This is a genomic window from Amycolatopsis sp. NPDC049253, from assembly GCF_040678995.1.
GTDB lineage: Bacteria > Actinomycetota > Actinomycetes > Mycobacteriales > Pseudonocardiaceae > Amycolatopsis.
Genome location: NZ_JBFAQX010000005.1, coordinates 460650 through 486355 on the forward strand (window position 1 = coordinate 460650; position 25706 = coordinate 486355).

General features: G+C 71.2%; 27 protein-coding genes and 1 tRNA gene. 18 read left to right on the top strand and 10 right to left on the bottom strand.

From position 1 onward, the window contains the following. Positions 1 to 474: 474 nt before the first annotated feature. Together AB0K15_RS15495 and AB0K15_RS15500 are read left to right on the top strand one after the other, a co-directional pair. Positions 475 to 2157, top strand: coding sequence for an L-lactate permease (locus AB0K15_RS15495; protein ID WP_364049815.1), 1683 nt, complete (start codon positions 475 to 477; stop codon positions 2155 to 2157). A 110-nt stretch (positions 2158 to 2267) separates the two neighbouring features. Continuing rightward, a complete protein-coding gene (locus tag AB0K15_RS15500) occupies positions 2268 to 3137 on the top strand; it encodes a nuclease (protein WP_364049817.1) in 870 nt (289 codons plus the stop codon). A 9-nt stretch (positions 3138 to 3146) separates the two neighbouring features. Here the strand turns inward: AB0K15_RS15500 and AB0K15_RS15505 are convergent, their stop codons facing one another. The 3 genes from AB0K15_RS15505 to AB0K15_RS15515 are packed head-to-tail and all read right to left on the bottom strand — an operon-like array spanning position 3147 to position 5230. After that, on the bottom strand, positions 3147 to 4397 hold the full coding sequence (locus AB0K15_RS15505; RefSeq protein WP_364049819.1) for an RNA polymerase sigma factor: 1251 nt from the start codon (positions 4395 to 4397) through the stop codon (positions 3147 to 3149). A gap of 54 nt (positions 4398 to 4451) precedes the next feature. Then, the gene (locus AB0K15_RS15510; RefSeq protein WP_364049821.1) at positions 4452 to 4802 is read right to left on the bottom strand and encodes a YciI family protein; all 351 of its coding nucleotides are present in this window, start codon (positions 4800 to 4802) and stop codon (positions 4452 to 4454) included. Then, complete coding sequence (locus AB0K15_RS15515) at positions 4802 to 5230, bottom strand: YciI family protein (protein WP_364049823.1); 429 nt, start codon at positions 5228 to 5230, stop codon at positions 4802 to 4804. The genes AB0K15_RS15510 and AB0K15_RS15515 overlap by 1 nt, the downstream gene beginning before the upstream one ends. A 135-nt stretch (positions 5231 to 5365) precedes the next feature. Between AB0K15_RS15515 and AB0K15_RS15520 the strand changes: the two genes are divergently transcribed. After that, entirely contained in the window at positions 5366 to 6373 is a 1008-nt protein-coding gene (locus AB0K15_RS15520) for a small ribosomal subunit Rsm22 family protein (protein WP_364049825.1), read from the top strand. A 4-nt stretch (positions 6374 to 6377) separates the two neighbouring features. Further along, entirely contained in the window at positions 6378 to 6950 is a 573-nt protein-coding gene (locus tag AB0K15_RS15525) for a dihydrofolate reductase family protein (protein WP_364049827.1), read from the top strand. Here the strand turns inward: AB0K15_RS15525 and AB0K15_RS15530 are convergent. Beyond that, complete coding sequence (locus AB0K15_RS15530) at positions 6932 to 7075, bottom strand: hypothetical protein (protein WP_364049829.1); 144 nt, start codon at positions 7073 to 7075, stop codon at positions 6932 to 6934. The genes AB0K15_RS15525 and AB0K15_RS15530 overlap by 19 nt on opposite strands. A gap of 125 nt (positions 7076 to 7200) precedes the next feature. Between AB0K15_RS15530 and AB0K15_RS15535 the strand changes: the two genes are divergently transcribed. The 5 genes from AB0K15_RS15535 (at position 7201) to AB0K15_RS15555 (ending at position 11304) form a co-directional block, all read left to right on the top strand. Continuing rightward, positions 7201 to 7551, top strand: a complete 351-nt coding sequence (locus AB0K15_RS15535) for a hypothetical protein (RefSeq protein ID WP_364049831.1) — start codon at positions 7201 to 7203, stop codon at positions 7549 to 7551. A 168-nt stretch (positions 7552 to 7719) separates the two neighbouring features. Next, positions 7720 to 8571, top strand: a complete 852-nt coding sequence (locus AB0K15_RS15540; RefSeq protein ID WP_364049833.1) for an SDR family NAD(P)-dependent oxidoreductase — start codon at positions 7720 to 7722, stop codon at positions 8569 to 8571. A gap of 67 nt (positions 8572 to 8638) precedes the next feature. Further along, entirely contained in the window at positions 8639 to 9397 is a 759-nt protein-coding gene (locus AB0K15_RS15545; RefSeq protein WP_364049835.1) for a maleylpyruvate isomerase family mycothiol-dependent enzyme, read from the top strand. An 82-nt stretch (positions 9398 to 9479) separates the two neighbouring features. Further along, complete coding sequence (locus AB0K15_RS15550; protein WP_364049837.1) at positions 9480 to 10640, top strand: histidine kinase; 1161 nt, start codon at positions 9480 to 9482, stop codon at positions 10638 to 10640. Positions 10641 to 10653: 13 nt separating this feature from the next. Further along, positions 10654 to 11304 (top strand): response regulator transcription factor, encoded by a 651-nt coding sequence (locus AB0K15_RS15555; RefSeq protein ID WP_364049839.1) that lies wholly within the window; start codon positions 10654 to 10656, stop codon positions 11302 to 11304. Here the strand turns inward: AB0K15_RS15555 and AB0K15_RS15560 are convergent. Then, a complete protein-coding gene (locus AB0K15_RS15560) occupies positions 11185 to 11748 on the bottom strand; it encodes an RDD family protein (RefSeq protein WP_364049841.1) in 564 nt (187 codons plus the stop codon). The genes AB0K15_RS15555 and AB0K15_RS15560 overlap by 120 nt on opposite strands. A gap of 157 nt (positions 11749 to 11905) precedes the next feature. Between AB0K15_RS15560 and AB0K15_RS15565 the strand changes: the two genes are divergently transcribed. Next, a complete protein-coding gene (locus AB0K15_RS15565; protein WP_364049843.1) occupies positions 11906 to 13591 on the top strand; it encodes an alpha/beta fold hydrolase in 1686 nt (561 codons plus the stop codon). Positions 13592 to 13593: 2 nt separating this feature from the next. Further along, positions 13594 to 13803 (top strand): hypothetical protein, encoded by a 210-nt coding sequence (locus AB0K15_RS15570; protein WP_364049845.1) that lies wholly within the window; start codon positions 13594 to 13596, stop codon positions 13801 to 13803. On the opposite strand, the gene AB0K15_RS15575 is transcribed toward AB0K15_RS15570, so the two are convergent. Continuing rightward, a complete protein-coding gene (locus AB0K15_RS15575; protein WP_364049847.1) occupies positions 13791 to 15062 on the bottom strand; it encodes a cytochrome P450 in 1272 nt (423 codons plus the stop codon). The two genes, AB0K15_RS15570 and AB0K15_RS15575, sit on opposite strands and share 13 nt — an antisense overlap. Positions 15063 to 15110: 48 nt before the next feature. Between AB0K15_RS15575 and AB0K15_RS15580 the strand changes: the two genes are divergently transcribed. Together AB0K15_RS15580 and AB0K15_RS15585 are read left to right on the top strand one after the other, a co-directional pair. Then, positions 15111 to 15848, top strand: coding sequence for an alpha/beta hydrolase (locus tag AB0K15_RS15580; protein ID WP_364049850.1), 738 nt, complete (start codon positions 15111 to 15113; stop codon positions 15846 to 15848). Positions 15849 to 15868: 20 nt separating this feature from the next. After that, complete coding sequence (locus AB0K15_RS15585) at positions 15869 to 16690, top strand: acyl-CoA thioesterase II (protein WP_364049852.1); 822 nt, start codon at positions 15869 to 15871, stop codon at positions 16688 to 16690. Here AB0K15_RS15585 and AB0K15_RS15590 read toward each other — a convergent pair. Then, a complete protein-coding gene (locus tag AB0K15_RS15590; RefSeq protein ID WP_364049854.1) occupies positions 16659 to 17210 on the bottom strand; it encodes a hypothetical protein in 552 nt (183 codons plus the stop codon). The two genes, AB0K15_RS15585 and AB0K15_RS15590, sit on opposite strands and share 32 nt — an antisense overlap. Positions 17211 to 17338: 128 nt before the next feature. Here AB0K15_RS15590 and AB0K15_RS15595 point away from each other — a divergent pair, with 128 nt between their 5' ends. Further along, on the top strand, positions 17339 to 17611 hold the full coding sequence (locus tag AB0K15_RS15595) for a hypothetical protein (RefSeq protein ID WP_364049856.1): 273 nt from the start codon (positions 17339 to 17341) through the stop codon (positions 17609 to 17611). Positions 17612 to 17692: 81 nt separating this feature from the next. Here AB0K15_RS15595 and AB0K15_RS15600 read toward each other — a convergent pair whose 3' ends face one another. The 3 genes from AB0K15_RS15600 to AB0K15_RS15610 form a co-directional block, all read right to left on the bottom strand. Beyond that, the gene (locus AB0K15_RS15600; RefSeq protein WP_364049858.1) at positions 17693 to 17884 is read right to left on the bottom strand and encodes a LuxR C-terminal-related transcriptional regulator; all 192 of its coding nucleotides are present in this window, start codon (positions 17882 to 17884) and stop codon (positions 17693 to 17695) included. Between the two features lie 263 nt (positions 17885 to 18147). Continuing rightward, a tRNA-Thr gene (locus AB0K15_RS15605) sits at positions 18148 to 18220 on the bottom strand. A gap of 120 nt (positions 18221 to 18340) precedes the next feature. Then, positions 18341 to 18868 carry an NlpC/P60 family protein gene (locus AB0K15_RS15610; RefSeq protein ID WP_364049860.1) on the bottom strand — a complete coding sequence of 176 codons (528 nt, stop codon included), beginning with the start codon at positions 18866 to 18868 and terminating at the stop codon, positions 18341 to 18343. Between the two features lie 515 nt (positions 18869 to 19383). Here AB0K15_RS15610 and AB0K15_RS15615 point away from each other — a divergent pair. The 4 genes from AB0K15_RS15615 (at position 19384) to AB0K15_RS15630 (ending at position 25671) form a co-directional block, all read left to right on the top strand. Beyond that, the gene (locus AB0K15_RS15615) at positions 19384 to 20889 is read left to right on the top strand and encodes a threonine/serine exporter family protein (RefSeq protein WP_364049967.1); all 1506 of its coding nucleotides are present in this window, start codon (positions 19384 to 19386) and stop codon (positions 20887 to 20889) included. A gap of 83 nt (positions 20890 to 20972) precedes the next feature. After that, positions 20973 to 22415, top strand: a complete 1443-nt coding sequence (locus AB0K15_RS15620) for a trehalose-6-phosphate synthase (protein ID WP_364049862.1) — start codon at positions 20973 to 20975, stop codon at positions 22413 to 22415. A gap of 38 nt (positions 22416 to 22453) precedes the next feature. After that, positions 22454 to 24988: a trehalose-phosphatase gene (gene otsB / locus AB0K15_RS15625; protein ID WP_364049864.1), complete on the top strand. Its 2535-nt coding sequence runs from the start codon at positions 22454 to 22456 to the stop codon at positions 24986 to 24988. A gap of 152 nt (positions 24989 to 25140) precedes the next feature. Continuing rightward, on the top strand, positions 25141 to 25671 hold the full coding sequence (locus AB0K15_RS15630) for a hypothetical protein (RefSeq protein ID WP_364049866.1): 531 nt from the start codon (positions 25141 to 25143) through the stop codon (positions 25669 to 25671). Positions 25672 to 25706: the final 35 nt, after the last annotated feature.

Here is a 25706-nt window from a genome sequence, read left to right on the forward strand (position 1 = left end):
CGAGTCCGGGCTGCGACTCCCGCTCTGGTTTCAGCCTCGGCCGACCGCCTCACCGAACCGGGCATCCGCCAGCCGCATCCGAGTTCTCGGCTCCCTGCGGCCGGCCACAGGCCGGCCCGACCCACCCCCGACGCGGCCGCCACCGCAGCCGAACCGCACCCGCCCGGCCGCCACCGCGTCCGGTGAACCCGCCAACCCCGGCTCGGCCTCGCCAGAGCCCACCGGCCTCCGGCCGGCGCGGCCGCAGCCCACAAGGCCCGGCGCCGCCACAGCCGACAAAGCCCGGCGCACCTCGCCGCAGACAACCCGACCAATCCACCCACCCCAGGCTCGGCGCCAGCCGCAGCCGAGAACACCCGCCGCCAGCGTAGGCCGGCTCGGCGTCCGCCGTGGCCGGTAGGAAAACGAAACCCGTGGGTCTCCCGGAACCGCCGCCGTCGGGAGGGCCGGACGGATCAGCGAAGGGGCTGACGCGTGACCTGGATCCAGGATTACCAACCGGCGGGCGGGCTGTGGGTGTCCGCGCTGCTCGCCGCGCTGCCGATCATCGTGTTGCTGGTGGCGTTGGGCGTCGTGAAGCTGTCGGCGCACCTGTCGGCGGCGCTGGCGCTCGTGACGGCGCTCGGGGTGGCGCTGCTGCTCTACCGGATGCCGGCGGGGCTCGCGCTCGACTCGGCGGTGATGGGTGTGGTCTTCGGCGTGTGGTCGGTGGCGTGGATCGCGTTCCACGCCGTGTACTTCCACAACGTCACGGTGACCACGGGCCGCTTCGACGGCATCAAGCGTGTGCTCGCCGGGTTCAGTGAGGATCGGCGGCTGCAGGCGTTGCTGATCGCGTTCAGCTTCGGGGCGTTGCTGGAGGGAGTCGCGGGCGGTGGGTCGCCGATCGCGATCACGGCGGCGATGATGGCGGCGCTCGGGTTCCCGCCGGTGAAGGCCGTGGTGCTGGCGCTGCTGGCGAACACCGCGCCGGTGGCGTTCGGCGGGCTCGGCAACCCGCTGATCGTGCTCGGCCGCCTCACCGGGCCGATCATGCACCTCAAGCCGGAGGAGGCGACGGCCGCGTTCTCCTCGATGGTGGGGCGGCAGGTGCCGTTCCTGGCGGTGATCATCCCGGCGTTCCTGATCGTCGTGCTGGCCGGCTGGAAGAAGATGCTGGAGGTCTGGCCCGCCGTCGTCACGGCCGGGCTGGCGTTCGCGCTCATGCAGTTCGCGGCGTCGAACTACATCAGCGCGAGCCTCGTCGACGTGCTCGCCGCCCTGGCCGCGATGGCCGCGCTGTACGTGCTCACGCGGTTCTGGCAGCCGAAGACCGTGTGGCGCTTCGCGGGCGAGGAACCCGTCAAGTCGACGAGCCTGGGCGCGGCGAAGTCCGAACGCGGTGCGCTCTACGCGTGGACGCCGTACGTCATCCTGATCCTCGCGATCTTCCTGTCGCGCATCGGCACGATCTTCGCGCACCTGCCCGTGTGGTTGGACCTCACGAAGCTGCTGCACAAGGCCGACTGGGTGTTCGCGTGGCCGGGGCTGCACAACCACGTGATCCAGCACGCCCCGATCACGCCGAAGGACACGCCGTACGCGGCGACGTTCACCGTCGACTTCCTGTTCTCCCCCGGCACGGTCGCGCTCATCGCCACGGTGATCGCCGGCTTCGCGATGGGCGCACGGCCGAAGCAACTGGTGCAGACGTACCGCGACACGTTGCACCAGATGCGCTGGGCGCTCGCGACGATCTTCATGATCCTCGCCATCGCGTTCGTGATGAACTACTCCGGCGCCACGCAGACGCTGGGCCTCGCGCTGGCCACGACCGGCGTGCTGTTCCCGATCTTCTCCGCCTACATCGGCTGGCTCGGCGTGTTCCTGACCGGCTCCGACGCGTCGACCAACAGCCTTTTCGGTCCCATGCAAGTGATCTCCGCGCAGCAGCTGCACCTCAATCCGGTGCTGGCGGGCGCCACGAACACGTCCGGCGGCGTGATGGGCAAGATGATCTCGCCGCAGAACCTGTCGATCGGCGCGACGGCGATCGGGCAGAGCGGCAAGGAAGGATCACTGCTGCGCCAGACGTTCCTGTGGTCGCTCGCGCTCACCGCCGTGGTCGGCGTCATCTCACTGCTGCAGGCGACCGTGCTCGGCTTCATGATCCCCTGACCCGGTTTCGGCGTTTCCGGGCAACCAGTCACCGTCCACTGTGGGCGGTGACTGGGCTGTCCGGATGAAAACCGGACACACCCGGCTCCGCGCGACCTACCGTGGTGCACATGCCACTGACACTGATCAAAGGCACGTTCCAGCTCCTCGGTGCCGCACCGGACGGCGACTCCGTGCGGTTCTACCCCGACGACCCGGCCGCCACGAAGAACGCCGGGCTGCGGGTCCGCCTCAACTCCCGCGGCGGCATGCAGCTGCGCCTCGACGCCATCGACGCGCTGGAGACCCACTACCGCCCGCGCGGCGGCGAAATGCTGCACCAGCCGGCGTCCCTCGGCACCGCCGCGGCCGACCGGCTCGTGTCGCTGCTGGGTTTCACGTCCGTGACGAGGGACGAAGACGGCGTCGTCACGGCGGCGAAGCCGGAGAAAGTCGCGGGGCACATCCTCACGCGCTTCGCCGACAAGTACGGGCGCGCGGTCGCGTTCGCCTTCCCGGGCCAGCGCCCCGGCCGTTCGGTGGACGGCAGCGACGTGTTCCTCGACGCGAAGACGCTGAAGAACTCCGTCAACTTCCAGCTGGTTTCCGAAGGTCTCACCTACCCGACCTTCTACTCGCTGCTGTACGTGGATCTCCGCCAGGCGCTTGCCGACGCCGCGTCGTCGGCCCGCTCGTCGGGCAGCGGGGTGTGGGCTTCGGATGTGACGACTTCGGGTTTCCGGCTCCGGTCTCGAGCCCAGTTGCAGGACGAGCTCGTGCTTTTGCCCAAGCTCTTCCGCCGGCTGGCCGATTACCTCGCCCTGGACGAGACGGGCGGCGTCTCACTGGCCGGCTTCGCCCACTTCCTCGACACCCGCGACGACCGGCTGTTCACCGTCCCGGATGGACACTCGACGGAGCTCGCCACGCTGGTGGAGGTGAAGCGTCAAACGGTGAAGCTCGTCGTGCCGCCGGAGCGGATCGTGTTCGTGGAGGCGTGAGACCGCAGATCAACAAGCCGCCGCGCGGTCCAGCAACAGCGTGCGCTCCCGGGCGTTGCCCGTCATGTCCGCCGCTCGTTCGAACTCGGCCTTCGCTTCGGCCAACCGGCCCAGCTTGACCAGGAAATCCCCCCGGACACTCGGCAGGAGGTGGTAGTTCTTCAACGCCGGCTCGTCCTTCAGCTTGTCCACCAGCTCGAGACCGGCCTCAGGCCCCTCGGCCATCGACACCGCCACGGCCCGGTTCAGCTCGATCACCGGCGAAGGCGTCAGCTGCGCAAGCCCGGCATACAACGCCGCGATCCGCGCCCAGTCCGTCTCCTCCGGCACCCGCGCCCGGGCGTGACACGCGGCGATCGCCGCTTGCGCCGAGTAGGGCCCGTACGCACCCTCGGCGAGTTCCTCCGAACGAGCCAGCGCCGCGAGCCCGCGACGGATCAGCAACTGGTCCCAACGACCCCGATCCTGCTCCAGCAGCAACACCGGCTCCCCGGACGGGCCGGTCCGCGCGGCCGACCGCGAGGCCTGGATCTCCAGCAGTGCCGTCAGCCCGTGGACCTCGGGCTCCGTCGGCATGAGCCCCGTGAGCACGCGCGCCAGCCGCAGGGCGTCTTCGCACAGGGCGGGGCGCAGCCAGTCGTCGCCGCGGGTGGCGGAGTAACCCTCGTTGAAGATCAGGTAGATGACTTCCAGCACGGACGAAAGGCGGGCCATGCGCTCTTCGCCGACGGGGACCTCAAAGGGCACCTTCGCGTCGGCCAGCGATTTCTTCGCGCGCACGATCCGTTGCGCCACAGTGGATTCCTTGACGAGGAACGCACGGGCGATCTCGTCGGTGGTGAGCCCGCCGAGCATGCGCAGCGTGAGGGCGACGCGCGCCTGGGTGGGCAGCACCGGGTGGCAGGCGGTGAAGACCAGCCGGAGGATGTCGTCCTCGATGTGTTCCTCGTCGAGGACCGCGTCGAACTCGTCGAGGTCCGGCTCGAAGACCTGCTGCTCGCGGCCGAGCTCGTCGAGCTTGCGCCCGAACGTCTCGTTGCGTCGGAACTGGTCGATGGCGCGGCGTTTGGCCGTGGTCATCAGCCAGGCGCCGGGGTTGCGCGGCACGCCGGTCTCCGGCCACTGCTCCAGCGCGGCGACCAGCGCGTCCTGCGCGAGCTCCTCCGCGAGCCCGACGTCGCGCACCATCCGCGCGAGGCCCGCGATCACCCGCGCCGACTCGATCCGCCAGACCGCCTCCACGGCACCGTGCGTCTCCACGGGCCCATCAGACAGGCTGGCCCGCCCGAGAGCAAGCCTCGGGCGGGCGCGGCGTCACGGAACGAGCGGCCTGATCTCGACGACCCCCGCCTGCAACTCCGGGTTGGGCGCGCGCTTGAGCAGCTCGACGATCTCCGCCACCGACTCCCCGCGCAGGATCCACAGCCCGGCCACGAGCTCCTTCGTCTCCGCGAACGGCCCGTCGACCACCTGCGGCTGCGGCTCGCCGTCGAAGTAGACCAACCGCGCGCCCTTCGAGCTGGGCGCGAGGCCCTCGGCCTGCACGAGGTGCCCCGACGCCGCCAGCTCTTCGTTGAACTTCCCCATCTGCTCCATCAGCTCGGCGCTCGGCATGACCCCGGCCTCGGAGTCGGCGTTGGCCTTGACCATCACGAGGAAGCGCATCAGGCGTTCTTCGCCGCTTCCGCGCGCAGCTTCTCCTCGGCCTCGCGCAGCTCCGGCGTCAGGTTGTCGCCGAAGTCCTCGGCCTCGGCGATGCGCCGGATCTCGATCTCGTGGTGCGCGCCGTCCGTGTTGGGCACGCGCTTCACCCACTCGATGACCTCTTCCTTCGACTTCACCTGCAGGATCCAGAAGCCGGCCACGAGCTCCTTGGTCTCGGCGAACGGGCCGTCGATCACGGTCGGCTCGGCGTTGCCCGCGAAACGCACGCGCGCACCGTCGGCGCTCGAGGTGAGGCCTTCACCGGCGAGCAGCACGCCCGCCCGCACGAGCTCCTCGTTGAACTTCCCCATCTCTGCGAGCATCTCGGTGGTCGGCAGCTGGCTGGCCTCGGACTCTTCGCTCGCCTTCATGATCACCATGAACCGCATCGGGAGATCCTCTCTCTGTGGTTTGTGCCGTCACGCTTACGTCGAACGGGCGGCCACTGGATCGACAGGGCCCCCGAACTTTTTTCCCGCGGCCGAAACTAGCAGGTCAGGCACCTACCTGGGGACAAATCGGGCGTGGGAGAATTCTCCGTCGTGGCGCACCTTCCCGACGACCTGCGAACCGCCCTCGACAACGAGCTCGGCCGCTTCCCCGAATCCCGGCTCGCCCAGGCGGTCGACAAGCTCAGCTCGCGCTACCGCTCCGGCGAAGCCGCGACGTCACCGATCCTCACCTCGGAGCTCGACGTCGCCGCCTACGCGGGCTACCGCATGCCGGCGACGTACGCGGCGGTCAGCTCGGTGCTCGGTGAAGTGGCCGCGGCCGCCCCCGAGTTCACGCCGCGCACGCAGCTCGACATCGGCGGCGGCACGGGCGCGGCGATCTGGGCCGCGGCCGGCGCGTGGCCGACGCTGGAGAAGTGCACGGTCGTCGAGCAGGTCGCCGGCGCGCTCACCCTGGGCCGCAAGCTCGCGGCGAGCGCCGAAGACGCGGCGGTCCGCGGGGCGACGTGGCAGCGCGGGCTGATCGATCCGGCGTCGCCGCTGCCGGCGGCCGACCTGGTGACGCTGTCGTACGTCCTGGGCGAGCTGCCGGAACGCACACGTGACGAAGTGGTGCGCTGGCTCGCCGCGTCGGGTGGTGCGGTGGCGCTGATCGAGCCCGGCACGCCCGCCGGGTTCGCCCGCGTCCGCGCGGCGCGCGACGTGCTGCGCGGCCTCGGCCACACGGTGCTCGCGCCGTGCCCGCACGACGGCGAATGCCCCGTCAAACCCGGCGAGGACTGGTGCCACTTCGCCGCGCGCCTGCCGCGAAGTGGCGTGCACCGGCGCATCAAAGCGGGCACGCTGGGGTTCGAGGACGAGAAGTTCTCCTACGTCGTCGCGGCTCCGGCGGGCGTCACGGCCGACCGCGCCGACGCGCGAATCCTGCGGCACCCGCGCAAGCACAAGGGCTTCGTGCAGCTCGACCTGTGTACGGTGGATGGCCTCGCTTCCGGCGTCACCGTGTCCAAACGCCACGGTCCCCGCTACCGCGCCGCGCGCGACGCGGAATGGGGCGATGCCTGGACCACGAAGGAGTAGTCCGATGGGGAAGGTCGTCGCGGAAATCAGCATGTCGCTCGACGGGGTCGTCGCCGGCCCGGGCACGGACACCGACAACCGCCTCGGCCGTGACGGCGAGCTGCTGCACACGTGGATGGCCGACGGCAACGAGACCGACCACGACGTGATGGCCGAGTTTTTCACCGACACCGGCGCCTTCGTGCTCGGGCGCACCACGTTCGACATGGGCATCGACGTCTGGGGCCCCGACGGCGCCTTCGAGCGGCCGGCGTTCGTCCTCACCCACCGCGCGGCCGACCCGCTGGAGCGCGGGAAGACCACGTTCACCTTCGTCACCGACGGCCCGGAAAACGCGCTGGCTCAAGCCCGAGACGCCGCGGGCGAACGCGATGTCGTCATCATGAGCGGCTCGGCGATCAGCCAGTACCTGTGCCTCGGCCTCGTCGACGAGCTGCGCCTGCACCTCGTGCCTCTGCTGTTCGGGGACGGCGTGCGCCTGTTCGACGCCCTCGCCGACCACCGCGTGACGCTGGAGCGCACCGACGCCGTCACCACCCCGACGATGACGCACCTGACCTACCGCGTCACTTCCTGAGGACGCGCGGCGTAGCTGTCGAGCATGAAGTCGAGCAACGTGTCCACCGGGCGCTCGCCGTCCTCGCCGACCGCCCGGCGCAACGCCTCCGGCAACCCCCGTTTCGTGCGCGGTGCTCGACGCACGAGCCCAGCCCCTCGCGCGACGCGCCGGCCGGGCCGCGTGCCGGCAGCAAGACCGGAACCGAATCGCACAACCGCTCCGGATCGGCGAGGTACACCGCCGCCACCAGCGCGGCCCGGCCGGCGAAGTGGCGGTAGCGCGTGCCGACGCCCACCCCGGCCTCCTGCGCGGGTCGATCCGGGCCGGGTTCGCCCAGGCGTTGCGCTTCACCGAGGAGCTCCCCGCGTACCGCCACGGCGCCCTCGCCGAGTTCCGGGCGTTCGTGCGCGACGCCGGGCCGGAGGGGTTCACCGGGGATCCGGCTGCCGTCGCCCGCGCCGTCTACGACGTCGGCCGCCAGGACCGGCCGCCGCTGCGGATGCCGCTGGGCGGGGACGCGTTCCACGCGGTCACGGCGGCGTTGCGCGAACGCCTGCGCGCGATCGAGCCGCGGGAAGAGCTCGCGCGGTCCATCGCGTTCGGCGCGGACCCGGCCTGAGTGAGTAGCACAGTCGCCCGCTTGCCGAGCCCGGGAAGGAAAGCCCGAGGCCGACGGACACAACGTGTTCCCGAAAGCCTCCGCCGCCACGCTGCCGGTGCCGCGCCGAACCCCTTCCTCCCAGCCTCGCGCTCGCCTTCCCCGCCGCGCGAGTTCCTGGAGTCGCAGATGAGTGCTGTCCGTCGCTGGTTCGTCACCGGCGCCTCCCGAGGTCTGGGCCGGGCGCTGGCCGAGGTCGTGCTCGACCGCGGCGAACGGGTCGTCGCCGCGGTCCGGCGGCCCGAGAGCGTGGCCGACCTCGAGCAGAAGTACGGCTCGCGGATCGAGGTCGAACAGCTCGACGTCAGCGACCTCCCGGCCATCGACGAGGTCCTCGGCCGGGTCCTGGCCCGCGGGCCGCTCGACGTGGTCGTGAACAACGCCGGCTTCGGCGTGATCGGTGCCCTCGAAGACCAGAGCCCCGAGCTCGTGCAGAGCCAGCTCACCACGATGCTGCACGCGCCGATCGCGATCACGCGCGCGGTGCTGCCCGCCCTGCGCGAGCACGGCGGCGGGCACATCTTCCAGATCTCCAGCATGGGCGGCCAGACGGCCTTCCCCGGCAACACCGTCTACAACGCGGTCAAGTGGGGCCTGGAGGGCTTCAGCGAGTCGCTCGCCCAGGACGTGGCCCAGTTCGGCATCCGCGTCACCATCATCGAGCCGGGTGCCATCCGCACCGACTTCCACCACGCGGCGAGCTTCCCCGAGGGAAACCCGGCCTACCAGGAGGGCGCGGTCGCGGCCGTGCGCGGCTACTTCCGCACGGCGGGCCTCGATCTCTACCAGGGCGACCCCGACAAGGTCGCCGGCGCGATCCACGACCTCAGCACCCAGGAGCACCCGCCGCTGCGGATCCCGCTGAGCAGCGACGCCTTCGATGCGTTGTCCGCCACGCTGCAGGCTCGCCTCGACGCCCTCGCGCCGCTGGAGACGCTCGCCCGCTCCGTGGCCCTCGGCCCGGCTCCGGAGCAATCCTGAGCCACCGTGTCCGGTCGGGGGCACCGGCTCCGACTCCGTGGTGAGCCGAACCGGAAGGACGACCACCATGGACTTCGAACGCCGGGCCGCCGAGATCGTGGCGCAGACCGAGCTGCTGCGAGCCGCCGCGAAAGGCGCTGACCTCGCCACGCGGATCACGGCGTGCCCGGACTGGAGCCTGGGCCGGCTGCTCAACCACGTCGGCGCGGGGCACCGGTACGCCGAGGCAATCGTGCGCACGCGCGCGTCCGCGGCCCCCGCCGACGACTACCTGCGTAACCCCGGCCACGAAATCCGGCCGAGCAGCTGGCTCACCGACGGCGCCGAGGCCCTGGCGACGACCTTGCGTGAAGCCGGGCCCGACGCCGAGGTCTGGACCCCCGTCCCCGCCGGAGCGCCGCGAGCCGCGTTCTACGCCCGCCGATTCCTGCACGAGACGGCGATGCACCGTGCCGACGTGACGCTCGCCCTCGGGCGGAGCTTCCAGCTCGACGGCGACATCGCCCGCGACACCCTGGACGAGTGGCTCGAACTCGGCTCCCTGCCGGTGATGTTCGACTACTTCCCCGAACGCCGCGCGCTGCAGGGACCCGGCCACACCATCCACCTGGCGCCGACGGACCACGCGGCGTCGTGGACCGTCGACCTCACCGGCGACCTGCCCGCGTGGCACCCGGGCGCCGGTGAGGCCCCGGCTGTGACCGTCGAGGCACCGCTGACCGACCTGCTGCTGATCGTCTACGCCCGCGTGCCCGCCACCACCGCGAAGGTCACCGGCGACACGGCGTTCCTCGACACCTGGCTGTCGCTGGTGAGCTTCGGCTGAACACCCGGCTCAGCCTCCCGGCCGAGGCACTTCGCACCCGCGCAGGAGGCGAAGCACGCCCCGGCACGAGACGATCAGGACCATGACCACCCAGCGCGTGGGCCCGCGCATCGCCCTGGTCGCCGAAATCGCGGCGCTCGGGGCACTCGTGGTGCTCGACGCCGTGGTGTTCGCGCGCTCCGGGCCGGCGCAGGGCACGCTCGCGCTGATCGCCGTGGACTTCGCACCCGGGCTGGGGCCCGTGGTGGCAGTGCTCGCCGTGCTGCGGCGCCGATTCCCGGACCACGTGGCGCTCGTGGCGACGGCGGTGTCGTGCCTGTCGTTGCTCGGCACGGCCGTCACGGCGGGCGTCGCGGCGCTGGGCCAGCGGCTGCCGGTGCAACCCAGCGGCGCGGAGGCGCTCGCGATCGCGCTGGTCGTCGGCGCCTGCTGCCATCGGCTGCAACGCCCGCCCGCCGCGACGTTGTCCGTCCTCGGCGGGATCGCGGCCGTGGCGGCGCCGGTGTTCCGCTACGGCATCGGCTCGCCCGCGGCGCTGTTGTCCGCCGCCGCGGCCGTCGCGTGGGGTGCGGCGCTCGCGATCGGCCTGCTGCTGCGCGACGCCGACGCGCGCGCCCGCGCCGAAGCCGTCGAGGTGCGCGCGGCGGAACGGCTGAACCTCGCGCACGAGCTGCACGACCTGGTCGCGCACCAGATCACCGGCATCGTCGTGCGCGTGCAGGCCGCGCATCGCGTGACCGAACGGCAAGGCGGCGACACCAGCGCGTTCGCCGAGATCGAGCAGGCGGGCGCGGAGGCGCTGGCGTCGATGCGCCGGCTGGTCGGCACGCTGCGGACCGATGGCGAGAACTTGTTCAGTCCACCGTCCGGGCTCGCTTCGGCCGTGGACCGCGCGGTGCCCGACGACGGCACCGTCACCCTCGACGTGCCCGACGACCTCGGCGGCCTCAGCGCGACACCCGAGGTCGTGACCACCGTCCACCGGCTGATCACCGAGGCCCTCACCAACGTCCGCCGCCACGCGCCACGCGCCACCGAGGTGCGGGTGAGCGTGCGCCGCGACCTGCGCGACCTCGTGGTGGAGGTCGGCAACGACGGCGCCGCCAAGCCCGCGCGTCCCGGCGGCTACGGCTTGATCGGCATGACCGAACGCGTCACCGCCGTCGGCGGTACGGTTTCCGCGGGCCCGGCGGCCGGGCACCGCTGGCTGGTGGCCGCGCGGCTACCGCTCGAAACAGCCTGAGCAGGAGGAACCCGTGCCGGTGACCGTGTTGATCGCCGACGACCAGGCGATGGTCCGCACCGGCTTCCGGCTGATCCTCGAAGGCGAGCCGGACATCGAGGTGGTCGGCGAGGCCGCCGACGGTCAGGACGCCGTACGGCTGGCGCGGCAGCTGCGTCCCGACGTCACGCTCATGGACATCCGCATGCCCGGCATCGACGGGCTGCAGGCCACGAAACTCCTGGCCGGTCCCGAGGTCGCCGATCCGCTGCACGTCGTGATGGTCACGACCTTCGGGCTCGACGAGAACGTCCACGCGGCCCTGCGCGCCGGCGCGTGCGGTTTTCTCTTGAAGGACGCGGGCGCGACACTGCTGATCGAGGCCGTGCACGCGGCCGCGCACGGCGAAGCGCTCGTCTCGCCGGCCATCACCACACGGCTGCTGGCCCACTTCGTCGGCAGCGCGAGCAAGGAACGGTCCGAACCGGACGGTCCGCTCACGAACCGCGAGCTCGACGTGGTGAAAGCCGTGGCGGGTGGCCAGACCAACGCCGAGATCTGCGAGTCACTCGTCCTGTCGCTCTCCACCGTGAAGACTCACCTCGCGGCCGCCCAGCGCAAGCTGCGGGCTCGCAACCGCACCGAGATCGCCATCTGGGCCTGGGAGACCGGGCTCGTCCGCTGAAGCTGGGACGCGCACGACCAGGGTCCCCGCGACCAGGTCACCGAGGCGTTGCCGGCGTGGGCTGACCAGCATGATCACCACACCCGCGAGACCCCAGCAGAACCCGTCGACCACCATCAGCACCGCGCGGATCACGTAGGCGCGCAACGGCGGCTGCCCGCCGTCGGGCAGCACCACGCGGATCCGCAGCCAGCGCATCGCCGGCGTCTGCCCGCGGTGGCGGTGCGGCCACCAGATCTCGAGGTACAGACTCGCGAGCGCCCAGATCCCGAACGTCGTGAACGCCACGACCTTGATGAACGTGAGCAGCGAGCCGGGCGGGTGCAGGTAGAGCACGACGAGCACCGCGACCACCGCCACGGGCACGGTGGCGAGCAGCTGGTCGAGCACGCGCTGCACGACCCGCCGGCCCACCACGCCGGGGCCGGGCGCGGGAATGGTCATGACCCCAGTTTCCCCGCCGCGGCAGCCTCGCGCGCGTTGGCCCGCCTCGTTCGCACGGCCGAGGCGGCACCGGAAGTTCGTCCGCGAGACTGATCGCCGGCGTCCGCGCGCGCACGAGACTCGACGGCAAGCGGATCACGGACGAAAGGACTTCCCGGTGCGAACTCCCAGAGCAGTACTGGTCTCGGCGGTGGTCGCGGCCGCCACCGCCGCGTCGGTCCCGGCGGTGGCGAGCGCGGCGGACGACCCGCTCGCGCCTTACACGAGCCAGAAAATCACGTGGGGCGACTGCGCGTTCAAACCGGCCACCGGGGCGAAACCCGCACAATGTGCCGAAATCACCGTGCCACGCGACTGGGCCGACCCGGCCGCGGGCACCGACCTCAAGGTGTCGATCAGCCGCGTCGCGGCGACCGGCGACCGGCTGGGCGCGATCCTCGTGAACCCCGGCGGCCCCGGCGGCCAGGGCACCTCGCTGGCCGGCTCGCTCGCGGGGCTGGAGCCGTCCGTGAGCGCGAGCTACGACTTCATCGGCATGGACCCGCGCGGCACCGGCCAGGAAGGCAGCAGCGACAAGGGTTTGCAGTGTGAAGTGCCGACCGGCCGGCTGCCCACCACGGCCCTCGACGCCCGTGACCGCTCCGCCGCCAGCATCGCCGCCCACCAGGCGACGCCGCGGGCGATCGCCGAGGCCTGCCAGAGCGACGCGCTCACGCCGTACATCACGACGTGGCAGACCACGCACGACATGGACCTCATCCGCACGCTGCTGGGCGATCAGCAGCTCAACTACCTCGGTTACTCCTACGGCACCTGGCTCGGCGCGAAGTACGCGTCGATGTTCCCCGACCACGCGGGCAAGATCGTGCTCGACTCCAGCGTGAACTTCGAGGGCCGGCTGCAGGCCGACTTCGAGGCGTTCCCCGAGGTCGACCAGCGCCAGTTCGACGACGTGTACGTGCCGTGGCTGTCGCGCCAGTTCCCAGACCAGCTGGGCAAGACGCCGGAAGCGGTGAAGCAGAAGTACGAACAGGTGCGCGCGTATTACGCGGGGAAGGGCATGTCGCCCGACAACTTCGACCACATTTTCGTCGGCAACGGCAGCAAACTCCAGTGGCTGCTGGGCGCGCTGATCTTCACGCAGGGCGCGGCCGCGCTGGACGGCACCGCACCGGCGCCGCCGAAGGATCTCGCGGCCGACCTCGACGCTGAGTCGCGCACCGCGTTCGGCGTGCCGGCCGCGGACCTCACGGTGGCGAAGGTCGTCGCGGCGACGCCCGACTACGCCCCGGTGGGCGGCACCCGCTACGCCGTGGCCTGCGGTGACCAGCCGACGCGGTCGGCGGCCTGGTACAAGAACCTCAGCGACCGGCAAGGTCCCGCCGACCCGCTCTACGGCTGGTCCTACGGGCTCAGCGAGCCGTGCGGCTACTGGTCGGAAGCGCCGCAGCACGAGTTGCCGAACCTGCCGGCGTCCGTGAAGAGCCACGTCCTCGTGGTGCAGGGCGAATTCGACCCGCAGACCGGCTACGAACAAGGCCGCGCCGCGGCTCGCGCGGCCGGCGTGCCGCTGATCTCCGTGGACGACGCGCCCTTCCACGGCGAGTACGCGATCAACGGCAACCCGTGCGTCGACGGGCTCGTGAACACCTTCCTCACCAAGAACTCGCGACCCGCCTCGACCACGTGCCCTGGCGTGCCGCTGCCGGGTGAGGACGAGGTGCACCCCGTGGCCGGGCCGGTCGACCACCACGTGGGCGTCACGACCGAGGTGCGTGACGCGCTTTCGGACCTGCGCCAGACCGTGCAGGACCTGATCCGCGACCTCAACTCCGGCAGGTAGACATGGGACTTCGGTGGCTTCCCCGCACGCGGGGCACGGCCTGGGCGTACGTCGTGATCGGTCTGCTGATGCTGGGTCTGCTGATCGCGGAGCTGTCCACGGGGTTCGCCAGGGATTCCCTGGTGCAGTATGGAATCCTGGCGTTCGTCTTCCTCGGGTTCACCTCGACCGGAGTCGCCAAGCTCGTCGTGACCCGCGGTCATCCCCACTGAATGGGCAGGCTCTTGAGGCCGTTCTGGAAGTTCGACCGCAGCCGCCGCGGTTCGCCCGCGAGGCGGACCTCGCCGAGCTGCTCCAGGACGGCCTCGAAGAGCGCCCGCATCTGCACGCGCGCCAGGTGCGAGCCGAGGCAGAAGTGCGGGCCGTGGCCGAAGGTCAGGTGCTCGCCCGGCGCGCGGGTGACGTCGAACGCGTCGGGGTCGGCGAACACGGTCTCGTCGCGGTTGGCCGAGGAGAACCAGACCACGACCTTGTCGCCGGCCTTGATGTCCACATCGGACAGCCGGGTGTCCTCGGTGGCCGTGCGGCGGAAGTGCATGACGGGCGTCCACCAGCGCAGCATCTCCTCGACGGCGCCCGGGAGCAGCGAGCGGTCGTCGAGGAGCTTGCGGTACTGCTCCGGGTGGCGGAGCAACGCGGCGAGCCCGCCGGGCAGGCCGTTGCGCAGGGTTTCGTTGCCCGCCACGGAAAACAGCCAGAACAGGTTCTCGAACTCGGCGATCGAGACGCGGCCGCCCTCGTCGTCGACGTGCTGCATGAGGTTGCTCATCACGTCGTCGCCCGGGTGGCTGCGCTTGTATTCGCCGAGGGCATTGGCGTACGCGTAGAGGTCCGGCATCCCGGCGCGTGTGCGCGGATCGGGCATCGAGCCGTCCGGACCCGGTTCGGGCCGCACGGCGAGGGCGGCGCGGGCGAGGTCGGTGAGCTCTTCCGGCCGGACGGTGGCGCTCACCGCGTATTCGGCGTCCTGGAAGCCGATCACGCGGTTGCTCCAGTCGAACATCAGCCGCCGGTCCTGCTCGGGCACGCCGAACACCTCGGCGAGCGTGAGCAGCGGCAGATCAGCGGCCACGTCCTTGGCGAAATCGCATTCGCCGCGGTCCGCGACGGCCGCGACCAGGTCGTGGGCCCAGCCTTCGATGCGCTCGGTGAGCCGGCCGATCGCGCGCGGGGTGAACGCCTTGGTGAGCAGCCCGCGCAGCCGGCCGTGCTCGGGCGGGTCCATGTTCAGCATCATGCGCCGCACGTAGCCGAGGTCGTCGGGCGTCGCGGGGTCCCGGATCTGCGTGCCGCCGAGCTGTGACGAGAACGTGGCGGGGTTGCGCAGCACATCGCGCACGTCGGAGTGGCGCAGCACAGCCCAGAAGTCACCGACCCGCGTCACCGGCGTCTCGCGGCGCAGCTTCGCGAGGACGTCGTAGGGCACGCCTTCGACGTAGGTGTCCGGGTCGGCGATCAGGGCACTCGACACGGTCTCGACCCTAGCCCCGGAACCCCTGCCTGGGGAAAGATCCGACTGGTGGAAACGCTGAAGCTGCGCACCGACGGGTCCGGCGAGCCGGCCGTGCTGCTGCTCCACGGGCTGGGCGCGACCGGCACGGTGTGGGACGGGCTGGCCGAGCTGCTGGACCGGCGCCTGCTCGTGCCCGACCTGCCCGGTCACGGTGGTTCGGCGCCGTTGCCGGCCTACTCGTTCCCGGCGCTGGCGGAGGCGGTGGCCGCGGTGCTCGACGAGGCCGGGCCGGTGGTCGTCGTGGGTCATTCCCTCGGTGGGGTGGTGGCGCTGGAGCTGGCATCCGGGCGGCACGGCCTGGACGTGGCCGGAGTGCTGGCGCTGGGCGTCAAGGTGGAGTGGAGTGCCGAGGACCTGGAGCGCACCGCCGCGATGGCCGCGCGTCCGCCGCGGCGGTTCGCCTCGCGGGAAGACGCCGAGGTCGCGTATCTGAAGGTTTCGGGGCTCACCGGGTTGGCGCCCGCCGATCCCGATGGCGTGGTGGAGACCGCCGACGGCTGGCGGCTGGCGTTGGACTCCGCCGCGTTCGGCGTGGGCGCGCCGGACATGCCGCGACTGCTGGCCGAAGCGACGTGCCCCGTCGTGCTCGCCGCCGGCGCCGAGGACCCGATGTCGCGGCCCGAGCAGCTGCGCGCGCTGGCTGCCGGCTCCGTCACGTTGGCCGGCCTCGGGCACAACGCCCACGTGGCGGACCCCGCCGCGCTGCTGCCGTTGTTGACGCAGCTCACCCCACGTGGCGAGTGAGCGGTCCTTAGGATGACGGGGTGATCACCGACCCCGTGCACCCCGGCATCGACCAGCTCCTCAAGCTGGAACCGCTCGAGCGCAACCTCTTCCGCGGCACCAGCCACGAGGGTTCGCCGCAACGGGCGTTCGGCGGGCAGGTGGCGGCGCAGGCGCTCACGGCGGCGGGCGCGACCGTGCCCGAGGACCGGCACGTGCACTCGCTGCACGGCTACTTCATCCGCGGCGGTCGCACGGATCTGCCGATCGTCTACGAGGTGGAGCGCACGCGCGACGGCGGCTCGTTCACCACCCGGCGCGTGGCCGCGATCCAGAACGGCGAGACGATCTTCAGCCTTTCGGCCTCGTTCCAGAAACCGGCCGACAGCAGCGAACACCAGGCGCGCATGCCCGAAGTCCCGGCACCTGACGACGTCGAGGTCCGCGACGAGGACGAGCTGCCGATCATGCTTTCGGTGATCGAGGCGCGGTTCATCAGCGACCCGGCGGCGGGGCTGCCGGACGTCGGCAGCGGGCCGCGCCAACGCATCTGGGTGCGCGCGAAGGGCCGGCTGCCGGACAACCCGCTGGCGCACGTGTGCGCGCTCACCTACATCTCCGACATCCGCCTCGCGGGCACCGCGGCGCTGCCCCACCGCGACGAGCCTGGGCGCGCGCAGCTGACCTCACTCGACCACGCCGTGTGGTTCCACCGCCCGTTCCGCGCCGACGAGTGGTTGCTGTTCGACATGGAGAGCCGCAGCTTCACCAACGAGCGCGGCCTCACCCACGGCGAGTTCTACACCACCGACGGCCGGCTGGTGGCCTCCGTCACGCAGGAAGTCCTGCTGCGGCGGCGGTGAGCTCACCGTCCTTGATGGACACTCCATTGAGGACTTTGGTCAGGCTTCGCGCCTCGAGCCCCGCGAGCACCGTGTTGGCCACCGCGAGCACGAGGTACACGCCGGCCTGCAGTGAGAGCGTGAACGGGTGCAGCCCCGACGCCCCCGCCAGCAGCACGAAGTGACACACCGCGACGACGACCAGGGACGCGGCGGAGAACACGCCCAGCGCGAACAGCAGACCCCGCAGCACGCGGGCACGGCGCCAGCGCAGGCGGCCGGTCTTCACGAGGTCGGGCGTGCTGACCATCACGAGGCCGCAGCCGTAGCCGCAGAAGCCGCCGAGCACGCCGCCGCCGGCGACCAGCGCCGTGGTGGTGTGGTACGACACGGGCACGCGGTACGCGGCCAGGATCGCGGCGACGCAGACCAGCAGGCCGAGCGGCAGGTGCGGCCACCCGAACCAGGGCAGCCTCCGCTCCATGCGGACGATCGTCGGCAGGTCGACATCACGGTACGACCCGGAGTCAAGCAGGGGCATCTCGCCATTCCTGTTCTTCCGGTGATCGGCGCAGCCTAGGCCAGCGCGCGCCCGGCCGCAAAAACGCGGGTCAGCCGCTCGTCCACGGTGGACGGCTTTTTGTCGGTGGTCGTCGCTAGGGTTCCCCCATGAGTTCCGAGGAAAACTCCGCTCTCGACAACGCCGGGGGGAACACCGTGGGGAACACGATGGGCGACGCTGTGGACGAGGTCGCCGCCGAGGATCTGACGCAGGGCCAGTGGTTCTGGCACGTCCCCGTCCCGGGGCTGGCGGGCTGGCCCCTGCAGGTCGCCACCGCCGAACTCCTCGACGACGCCGTGCGCATCATCACGACGGACGAGGTGCGCGAGCTCGTGTCCTACGCCCGCGACCGCCGCGTCCGGCTGGCCGCCGCGTCCTGACGCGCGGCGGCCGGACCGGCTCGATAGCCTTTCCTGCCAGCAAGTTTGATCAAGCTCCGCTCGGCGCGGTTCAGCACACCGTCACCCGGGCAAGGGAGCTTCCGACGCCGGTCGCACCAGCTCGGTGCGGCGGTGCACGTCGCGCCGGCGCACCATCGACGTGATGTGGTGCTTCACCGCGCGCGGATTGATGTGCCGGTGCTCGCCGATCTCGTGACGGCTCTCGCCACGGCCGATCCCAGGCCCGGTCACTGAACGTGGGCGGTCCGACATGAGTCACCCGCCCGGCGCCGCGACCGCTCACTCGGGATCCGAGGTTCGAACCGGCTGCCGCTCGCGGCGATCTCGCGCGAAATGCCCGGGCACGCGCCCGACTGTGCTCACCGTCGGTGGTCACGGACCATGCCGAACCACACGGCCACTACATCGCGATGATGGCGGCCGTTTCCCCTGCCGGGCCGCGGACCGTTCCCCGCCGGACAGCCGCATCTCAGTCCATTGAGGACTGAAACAGGCTTGGGCGAGGAGAAGATCGGAGCCGGCAAGGGGGCTCGAACCCCTGACCTTCTGTTTACAAGACAGATGCTCTACCAGCTGAGCTATACCGGCCGACGCCCCGCGCAGCAGCCCAGGACGGGAGAAGTATATCGGCCTGCCACCACTCGGCGGCACCCGGAAGGCGGCTGCGGGGGAACAGCCGCGCGACCGGGTGCCGCAGCGCGTGGCCCGTCAGATGCGGCGGGCGTTGTGGAACGGCATCGAGGACAGCGGCGACAGCTTCACCGGGACTCCGGGCCGGCTGGCGTGCAGGACCATTCCGCCGCCGGCGTAGATGCCGACGTGGCTCACGGGCGTGTAGAAGAACACCAGGTCACCGGGCTGCAGCGCGGCCTTCGAGACGGGGGCGCCCGCCGTGGACTGCAGGCGCGAGCTGTGCGGCAGCGCGACGCCGGCCTGCTTGAACGCCCACACGACGAGGCCTGAGCAGTCGTAGGCGTTCGGGCCGGCCGCGCCCCAGACGTAGGGCTTGCCCTGCTGAGTCAGGGCGCGGCTCAGCGCGGTGGCGCCAACCCGAGCGCTGGCCGACGCGGAGGCGGCCGGGGCCGCGGTCGCGGCGGACGCGGTGCTCGCGAGGACCGGGCCGGCGGTGGCCGACATCGCGGCGGCCAGGGCGGTCGCCGTCAGAGCGGCGCGGACGAAGCGCCGCTTGCGGGACGGCGCGGCTTCGGATCGAGCTTCGAATCGGTGGAGTGCCATGTCGGGGTAGGGCTCCTTCTCGGGGGACCGAAATCGCAGGTAACTGCGAGAACACGGGCACATTACGAAACGAAATATGAGAATGCACCAAAGAGTGATCAGCGGCACAGATCAACAATTCCTGGCCGCGAGTCGGCGCAAATACGGAGTGACACCGACCGCGATTTACCGATGGTCAAAACCAGTTCTACCAGCGTAGATGAGCCCAGAAAACGGCACTCGAGATTCACTCAGCGGAATTCCGGAAAACACTTTTCGAAACCGGTTTCACCCAGGAATTCCGCACTCGTGGCACCCGCCGGCCGGAACACCCCGGCACGAGCCTGCCCAGACCACCCCGAACCCCCCAGCTCAACCCCCGAAAACGAGCGCCCTGGACGACCCTGCGAGACGATCAGGAGCAGACGTGGTGCACACCACTTCCGGATCAGTGCAACGGTCGGGACGCGTCGGCCGATGGTCCCCGGGAACGTCGAGGAGAACGACGCCAGATGGACGAGGAGGTGGGATCGATCATGAAGATCAACGAACGCGCCGACCAGGGGATTCACCGCAGACGGTGGCCGATCCTGGAGCCTCCCCGGCCGCGTTCGAACCAGCGGCACCGGCCGAACCTCCTGCGGCGCCGCGCGTGGCACATCCTCGAGGCGCCGACGGCTGAACAGCCGGCCGTCGAAAGCGATGAGGCACTGGGCCCGCAGCCGCCCGACGACGCGACAGTCAACTTCGTCCTCGACCTGACACTGCGCATCGGCGAGGTGCAGATGGCCAGCGGCGCCGGCGCGTCCGACGTCACCGCCACGATCCTCGCGCTCACCGCCGCGCTCGGGCTGCCCCACTGCGAGGTCGACGTGATCTTCACGTCGATCACCGTCACCTGCCACCGCGGCACGGACCTGGCGCCGGTCACCGCGTTGCGCGTGGTGCGAAGCCGCAGCCTCGACTACACGCGGCTCACGCAGGCCGAGATCCTGGTGCGCAAGATCGTCCGCGGCAACATGGGCGCCGAGGAAGCGCACACGGAGCTGGAGCGCATCACGGCGGCGCCGCACCCCTACCCACGCTGGGTCGCCACCATCGCGTGGGGCGGGCTGGCCGCGTTCATCACGCTGCTGCTCGGCGGCGGCCCCGACGTGGCCGTGGTGGCGTTCGTGATCTCCTCGGTCGTCGACCGGCTCGGCCGGCTGCTCAACCGCTACCACCTGCCGTTCTTCTTCCAGCAAGTCGTCGGCGGGCTCGTCGCGACGCTGTCGGCGATGGCGATCGTGAGCAGCAACGTCCTCACCACGGACCGCCCGACACTCGTGGTCGCCGCGGCCGTCACGGTGCTGCTGTCCGGGCTGTCCACCGTCTCGGCGGTCCAGGACGCGATCACCGGCTACAACGTCACGGCCGCCGGCCGCACGATGGAGACCGCGCTGATGTCCGCGGGCCTGATCACCGGCGTGGTGCTGGCCCTGAAGATCGCCGTGATGCTCGGCCTGCCGAGCACGCCGCTGCCGGAGGTCATCAACTCGACCCCGCAGCAGCTGCCCATCGTGGTCATCACGGGCGCCGGCGCGGCCGCGTGCTTCGCCCTGGCCTCCTACTCGACGCTGCGCGCGCTGCTCGTCGCCGCGGCGGCGGGCGCCATCGGAGCGCTCGTGTACGGCTCGCTGATGCTCACGCAGTTCGACGCCGTGAGCTCGTCGGCCATCGCGGCCACGCTCGTCGGCTTCTGTGGCGGCCTGATGGCTCGGCGGCTGCGTGTCACGCCCCTCGTCGTGGCCGTGTCCGGGATCACTCCCCTGCTGCCCGGCCTGTCCACTTATCGTGGTCTATACCAATTGGGGGTCGAGCCCGGCGGCAACATCTCGACGCTGATGACCGCCGTCGCCATCGGGCTCGCGCTGGCAGCGGGCGTTGTCCTGGGTGAATACCTCGCGCAACCCGTCCGGATGCGGCTCGGGCGGCTCGAACGCAAGCTCGCCGGACCACGGATGGCGGGACCGCTGGAGCCGCCGGAGCGCCGTCTGGAGTAGCCGGTTGATCACCAGCCGGTCACCTGGCGCGCGATAGGGTTTCACTGGGGCCGCGACCCGCGGATGACGAGGGAGCAGCTGTAGTGACTGTCGAGCAGAAGACCGCACCGTCCGCCGATTTCGTCGTGGTGGCCAACCGGCTGCCCGTCGACCTGGAGCGCACTTCGGACGGCGGCCAGCGCTGGACGGCGAGCCCCGGTGGGCTCGTCTCCGCGCTCGAACCGTTCCTGCGCTCGCGCAAGGGCGCGTGGGTCGGCTGGCCCGGCGTCCCGGACGTCGACGTCGAGGAGTTCGACGACGACGGCCTGGTCCTGCACCCCGTCACCCTCTCCTCCGCCGAGGTCCGCGACTACTACGAGGGCTTCTCCAACGCCACGCTCTGGCCGCTCTACCACGACGTCGTCGCGCCGCCGGTGTTCGACCGCGCGTGGTGGGACAGCTACGTGAAGGTCAACCGCCGCTTCGCCGAGGCCAGCGCCCAGGTCGCGGCCCACGGCGCCACGGTGTGGATCCAGGACTACCAGCTGCAGCTCGTGCCCACGATGCTGCGCGAGCTGCGGCCCGACCTGCGCATCGGCTTCTTCCTGCACATCCCGTTCCCACCCGTCGAGCTGTTCATGCAGCTGCCGTGGCGCGCCGAGATCGTGCGCGGGCTCATCGGCGCGGACCTCATCGGCTTCCACCGCCCAGGCGGCGCGCAGAACTTCCTGTGGCTGGCCCGCCAGCTCGTCGGCCTCGAGCCGACGCGCGGCGCCGTCGGCGTGCGGTCCCGGCCCGGCATGGTGCAGGTCGGCGACCGCACCGTGCGCGTCGGTGCGTTCCCGATCTCGATCGACGCCGCCGGCCTCGACAGCCTCGCGCGCAGCAAGGGCGTGATCGAGCGCGCCAAGCAGATCCGCCGAGACCTCGGCAACCCGAAGGCGGTGATGCTCGGCGTCGACCGCCTCGACTACACCAAGGGCATCGACCTGCGGCTGCAGGCGCTGCACGAGCTGCTGCACGAGGAGCGCATGCAGCCCGAGGACGTCGCGTTCGTGCAGCTGGCCACGCCGAGCCGCGAACGCGTGGAGCACTACCAGCGCATGCGCGGTGAGATCGAGCAGATGGTCGGCCGCATCAACGGCGAGTTCGCGCGAGTCGGTCACCCGGTCGTGCACTACCTGCACCAGTCCGTGAACCGCACCGAGCTGGCCGCTTTCTTCTCCGCGGCCGACGTGATGGTGGTGACGCCGCTGCGCGACGGGATGAACCTCGTCTGCAAGGAGTACGTCGCCTGCCGCCACGATCTCGGTGGCGCACTCGTGCTCAGCGAGTTCGCCGGCGCGGCCGCCGAACTGACCAGCGCATTCCTGGTCAACCCGCATGATCTGGACGGGGTGAAGAACGCGTTGGTGGCTGCTATTACGCTCGACCCCGCCGAGGGCCGACGCAGGATGCGCGCCATGCGTCGCCAGGTCCTCACCCACGACGTCGACCGGTGGGCGCGCTCGTTCCTGCAGGCGCTGGGTGCGGAGCCGGTCGACTGACCTCCCCCGTACCGCGCTGGACCTCCTGAGGAGGAGTGTTGACCGCCGAGGCGTTGCCTGCGGAGCTACGGCGCGCGATCGTGCAGATCGCCCGTACCCCGCGCCTGCTGGTCGCCTGCGACTACGACGGCACGTTGGCCCCCATCACCGCCAACCCCGACGAGGCCCGGCCGCTGCCGGAGTCCGTCGGCGCACTCAGATCTCTGGCCGGCCTGCACGAGACCACCACAGCGGTCATCTCGGGTCGTGCGCTGCGTGACCTGGCGACGCTGTCGCGCCTGCCCGCCGAGGTGAACCTCGTGGGCAGCCACGGCTCCGAGTTCGACATCGGGTTCATCCACGCCCTCGACGACAAGGCGCGTGCGCTGCACCGCCGGCTCGAGGCGGAGCTGGAGAACCTGGTGCTCGACGTGCCGGGCGTGTCGCTCGAGGTCAAGCCCGCGAGCATCGCGGTGCACGTGCGCCGGGCCGAGCACGAGGCCGGTCGCCGCGTGCTCGCCGACGTGCACGAAGGCCCGTCGACCTGGGAAGGCGTGTCGACCACCGACGGCAAGGAGGTGGTGGAGCTCGCGGTCGTCCAGACGGACAAGGGCCGCGCGCTCGACACCCTGCGCCACCAGGTGGGCGCCACCGCCGCGATCTTCCTGGGCGACGACGTGACCGACGAGAAGGCGTTCGCGCGCCTGTCGGGCCCGGACCTGGGCATCAAGGTGGGCGAGGGCGAGACGCTCGCGACCTACCGCGTGCCCGACACCGTCGACGTCGCACTGGTGCTCGGGTTCCTCTTGGAGGAACGCCGGAACTGGCTCTACGGCGAGTCGGCGCCGCCCATCGAGCGGCTGTCGATGCTGGCCAACGAGCGCTCCGTCGCGCTCGTGACGCCGGACGCGAAGCTCACGTGGCTGTGCCACCCGGGCCCCGACGCGCCGGCCGTGTTCGCCGACCTGCTCGGTGGGCCCGGTGCGGGAGCCTTCTCGATCAAGCCGCACCGCAACGGCCTGCCGCTGGGCCAGCGCTACCTGCCGAACACGATGACGGTCGAGACGCGCTGGTCGCGCCTGCTCGTGACCGACTACCTCGAGCCGGAAAGCCCTTCGCACCGCACGGACATCGTGCGCGTGATCTCGGGCGAGACCGCGGCGGACGTGCTGTTCGCGCCGCGGCCGGAGTTCGGCGGGGTGCCCGTGAAGCTCGTCGCCGAGGGCGACGGGCTGCGCGTGCTGGGCACGTCGGAACCGTTCGTGCTCCGCTCGCCGGGCGTGGAGTGGACCATCACGTCCGACGGCCTGCACGACACCGCGACCGCGCTCGTGCAGCCGACGCCGGACAACCCGGTGGTGCTCGAACTCCGTTGCGGCACCACGGATCTCGGCCCCCACGAACTGTCCGAAATAGACCGCCGCGACCGCGCGGGCCGGTACTGGAGCGACTGGGCGGCCAAGCTCAAGCTGCCGACGGTGCAGGCCGAGCTGGTGCGCCGCTCCGCGCTCACGCTGCGCGGACTGGTCAACACCGACACCGGTGGTGTGCTGGCGGCGGCCACGTCGTCGCTGCCCGAGGAGATCGGCGGCGTCCGCAACTGGGACTACCGCTACTGCTGGATCCGCGACGCGTCCATGACCGTGCGCGAGCTGGTGCACCTCGGGTCCAACGAGGAAGCCGAGGGCTACCTGCAGTGGCTGCACGGCGTGCTGTCCACTTTGGCCGGTCCGGAGCGCCTGCACCCGCTGTACACGCTGGCCGGCAGCGTGATCGGCGCCGAGGCCGTGATCGAGTCGCTGCCCGGGTACGCCGGTTCGCGGCCCGTGCGCGTCGGCAACCTGGCCAACCACCAGGTGCAGCTCGACGTGTTCGGCCCGGTCGTGGAGCTCGTGGTCACCCTGGCCGAGGCGCGCGGCGAGCTGCGCGACGAGGACTGGCAGATGGTGCGCGCGATGGCCGAGGCCGTCACGCGGCGCTGGAACGAGCCGGACCACGGCATCTGGGAAGAGCGGCACGTGCCGCGCCACCGGGTGTACTCGCGGGTGATGTGCTGGGTCACGATCGACCGCGCGGTGAAGCTCGGCCACGAGTACGGCCGCGACGTGCCGGCCGCGTGGCCGGAGCTGCGGGAGCAGATCAAGGCCGACGTGCTGGAGCACGGCTGGAACGACGAGGTCCAGGCGTTCACCACGGCGTACGACGGCACCGACCTCGACGCCGCGTCGCTCTTCGTGGGCCTCACCGGCCTGATCGACCCGGCCGACGAGCGCTTCCAGCGCACGGTGACCGCGATCGAGGCCGAGCTGCGCAGCGGTTCCACGGTGTACCGCTACCGCCGCGACGACGGCCTGCCCGGCGGCGAAGGCGGGTTCCACATCTGCGCCGCGTGGCTGATCGAGGCGTACCTCATCACCGGCCGCCGCAACGAGGCCGAGGAGCTGTTCACGCAGATCGTCGCCTCGGCGGGCCCCACCGGCCTGCTGCCGGAGCAGTACGACCCGATCGCCGAGCGTTCGCTGGGCAACCACCCGCAGGCGTACTCGCACATCGGCCTCATCCGGTGCGCGAACCTGCTCGCCGAGAAGCTGTGAACACCTGTCACCGGCCTAACCGCGTTAGCACAGGTCGGTGACAAGTGCCGTGAAGGTCACCTTGAGAGACCCACCGTCCCTTAAGGTGACCTTCACGAGCATTTGCACGTTCATTCGGCGCTCGGACGCAGGTCGGTGCAGGAGGTGACGGGATGAAGCAGTACTACGGCGAAGCCACGGACTACGCCCCGCTGCCCCCGCTCTTCGCCCGCCGCGTGCGCAGCGGCTCCGTGATCACGGGCATCGCCCTGCTGGTCGGCACCGCATTCGTGTTCGGTCTCACCGCGTTCGTGAACCGCCCGCTGCACGGGCACAGCCTCCCCGACGCGCCCGTCGGCGTCATCGGCCTGCTGCTGCCGACGCTCGCGGTGGTGCTGACGGCCATCGTCGTCTTCGCCTGCCGCAGCTGCCTGCGGGGCGACTACCTCGTGGTCGCCCGCGCCCGAGCCGCGCGCACGGCGCTGGTCGCGTGCTTCACGGCGACCGTCGTCACCTGCCTGCTCGCCCTCACCGCGTCGGCGCTCGTGGACCTGTGGAGCGACCACGACCGCCTCGGCGCCACGGACCTGCTGGCCACCTTCGCGAACTTCGCCCTGGGCGTGCTCGGTTACGCGGCGGGCCTGTTCTACGTCCGCCCGTCCGTCACAACGCTGGAGAAGTTCAGCGACCACCCGATCTGGTGAGTCCGGTCACTCCGTGAGCGCCGCTGCGAACGCTG